At 56.3% G+C, this 3503-nt stretch carries 1 protein-coding gene; it reads left to right on the top strand.

Annotated elements, in window-relative coordinates:
- The first annotated feature begins 2 nt into the window (after window positions 1–2).
- A complete protein-coding gene (carB, locus tag ACTHUT_RS15765) occupies window positions 3–3191 on the top strand; it encodes a carbamoyl-phosphate synthase large subunit (protein WP_440419011.1) in 3189 nt (1062 codons plus the stop codon).
- Window positions 3192–3503 lie beyond the last annotated feature (312 nt).

The following is a 3503-nucleotide window of genomic DNA, read 5'->3' as shown; positions in this document are numbered from 1 at the left end:
CCATCCTTATCATCGGCGCCGGCCCTATCGTTATCGGTCAGGCCTGCGAATTTGACTATTCGGGCGCACAGGCCTGCAAGGCTTTGCGTGAAGAAGGCTATAAAGTCATTCTGGTGAATTCCAACCCCGCCACGATTATGACCGACCCTGAAATGGCGGATGTTACCTACATCGAGCCGATTATGTGGCAGACGGTGGAGAAGATTATCGCCAAGGAGCGGCCCGATGCGATTCTGCCCACGATGGGCGGCCAGACCGCGCTGAACTGTGCGCTGGATTTGGCGCGCAACGGCGTGCTGGCGAAATACAATGTCGAGCTGATCGGCGCGACGGAAGACGCGATCGACAAGGCGGAAGACCGCGGCCGCTTTAAGGAAGCGATGGAGAAAATCGGCCTCTCTTGCCCGAAATCTTTTGTCTGCCACACGATGAACGAAGCCTTGGCGGCGCAGGAACAGGTCGGCTTCCCGACGCTGATTCGTCCGTCTTTCACGATGGGCGGTTCGGGCGGCGGCATCGCCTACAATAAAGACGAGTTTCTGGCGATTTGCGAACGCGGTTTCGATGCGTCGCCCACGCATGAGCTGCTGATTGAGCAGTCCGTGCTCGGCTGGAAAGAGTACGAGATGGAGGTGGTGCGCGATAAGGCCGACAACTGCATCATCATTTGCTCAATTGAAAACTTCGACCCGATGGGCGTGCATACGGGCGACTCGATTACGGTTGCGCCGGCGCAAACGCTGACGGACAAAGAATACCAAATCATGCGCAACGCAAGCTTGGCGGTATTGCGCGAAATCGGCGTGGATACGGGCGGCTCGAACGTGCAGTTTGCGGTGAACCCTGAAAACGGCGAGATGATTGTGATTGAGATGAACCCGCGCGTGAGCCGTTCGTCCGCACTGGCTTCTAAAGCGACGGGCTTCCCGATTGCGAAAGTGGCGGCGAAGCTGGCGGTCGGCTTTACGCTGGACGAGTTGCGCAACGACATCACCGGCGGCCGCACGCCCGCGTCGTTCGAGCCTTCCATCGACTATGTGGTAACCAAAATCCCGCGTTTCGCGTTTGAAAAATTCCCCGCCGCAGACGACCGCCTGACCACGCAGATGAAATCGGTGGGCGAAGTGATGGCGATGGGCCGCACCATTCAGGAAAGTTTCCAAAAAGCCCTGCGCGGCTTGGAAACAGGCTTGTGCGGCTTCAATCCGCGCAGCGAAGACAAAGCGGAAATCCGCCGCGAACTGGCGAACCCCGGCCCCGAACGTATGCTGTTTGTGGCAGACGCATTCCGCGCAGGCTTCACGCTGGAAGAAATCCACGAAATCTGCGCCATCGACCCTTGGTTCTTGGCGCAAATCGAAGACTTGGTGAAAGAAGAGCAGCAGGTAAGTGCAGGCTGCCTGCAAGATTTGGATTTCGCCGCCTTACGTCGTCTGAAACGCAAAGGTTTCTCCGACAAACGCATCGCGCAGCTTTTAGGCGTAAAAGAAAAAGAAGTGCGCGAACACCGCTATGCGCTGAACCTGCATCCCGTGTATAAACGCGTCGATACCTGCGCCGCCGAGTTCGCCACCGAAACCGCCTACCTCTACTCTACTTACGAAGAGGAATGCGAAGCGCGTCCTTCCGACCGTAAAAAAGTGATGATTCTCGGCGGCGGCCCGAACCGCATCGGTCAGGGCATCGAGTTTGACTACTGCTGCGTTCACGCCGCGCTCGCCCTGCGCGAATCGGGCTTTGAAACCATCATGGTCAACTGCAACCCCGAAACCGTTTCCACCGACTTCGACACCAGCGACCGCCTGTATTTCGAGCCGCTGACGCTGGAAGACGTGTTGGAAATCGTCCGTACAGAAAACCCGTGGGGCGTGATTGTGCATTACGGCGGCCAAACCCCGCTGAAACTCGCCAACGCGCTGGTTGAAAACGGCGTGAACATTATCGGCACATCCGCCGACAGCATCGACGCCGCCGAAGACCGCGAACGCTTCCAAAAAGTGTTGAACGACTTAGGTCTGCGCCAACCGCCCAACCGCATCGCCCACAACGAAGAAGAAGCGCTCGTCAAAGCCGAAGAAATCGGCTATCCGCTGGTCGTGCGTCCGTCTTACGTCCTCGGCGGCCGCGCCATGCAGGTCGTCCATTCCGCCGAAGAGCTACAAAAATACATGCGCGAGGCCGTGCAGGTATCCGAAGACAGCCCCGTGTTGCTCGACTTCTTCCTGAACAACGCGATTGAAGTGGATGTGGACTGCGTTTCAGACGGCAAAGACGTCGTTATCGGCGGCATCATGCAGCACGTCGAACAAGCAGGCATCCACTCCGGCGACTCCGGCTGCTCGCTGCCGCCCTACTCGCTCAGCGAAGAAATCCAAGACGAAATCCGCCGCCAAACCAAAGCCATGGCCTACGCGCTGGGCGTGGTCGGCCTGATGAACGTCCAGTTTGCCGTGCAGGACGGCGTGGTGTTCGTGCTGGAAGTAAACCCGCGCGCCAGCCGTACCGTTCCCTTCGTCTCCAAAGCCACCGGCGTGCCGCTCGCCAAAGTCGGCGCGCGCTGCATGGCAGGCATTTCCCTGCAAGAGCAAGGCGTGGAAAAAGAAGTCGTCCCCGATTTCTATGCCGTTAAAGAAGCCGTGTTCCCATTCATCAAATTCCCGGGTGTGGACACCATTCTCGGCCCTGAAATGCGCTCTACCGGCGAAGTGATGGGCGTGGGCGCAAGCTTCGGCGAAGCCTACTACAAAGCCCAACTCGGCGCAGGCGAACGCCTGAACCCGACCGGCAAAATCTTCCTCGCCGTGCGCGACGAAGACAAACCGCTCATCGTCAAAACCGCGCAAAACTTCCAAGCCTTAGGCTACGGCGTCTGCGCCACACGCGGCACCGCCGAATACCTGAAAGAGCACGGCATCATCGTGCAGGCGGTAAACAAAGTGCAGGAAGGCCGCCCACACATCGTGGACGCGATTAAAAACGGTGAAATCGCACTGGTGGTCAACACCGTCAGCAGCTCGGCACAATCCATCGCCGACAGCCACAGCATCCGCCGCACCTCCCTCACCCAACGCGTGCCGCAATACACCACCATCGCCGGCGGCGAAGCCATGAGCGAAGGCGCAAAAAGCCGCGACCACCTAGGCGTGTACAGCGTGCAGGAGTTGCATGGACGGTTGAAAAACAAAGCCTAATCAATCCTATCGGATTTAAATAGCTAAAAGGCCGTCTGAAACCTGATTGCTCAGTTTCAGACGGCCTTTTCATATTTCAAATTCCAACCGTCTGTCCATCAAAACAACCTTTTCTGCCATCTCCAAACAAGTAATAGCAACATGAAATATAATTTCGTTATTGATTGGATTCATACGACAAAATTGTTGTTTTTTCATCATAATCCAAAAATATCGAGTTTAACGCCTATTCTCCTTGCTTTATAATGGCCGTCTGAAATAAAAATACAATTAAAGCAGAAGCATGTCTTTGCAACTTAAGCAGATTTGCAT

It is taken from the genome of Neisseria sp. P0022.S010, assembly GCF_051956635.1.
Note: the sequence above shows the minus strand (reverse complement) of the source record. Positions and strands in the feature narration are given on the sequence as shown.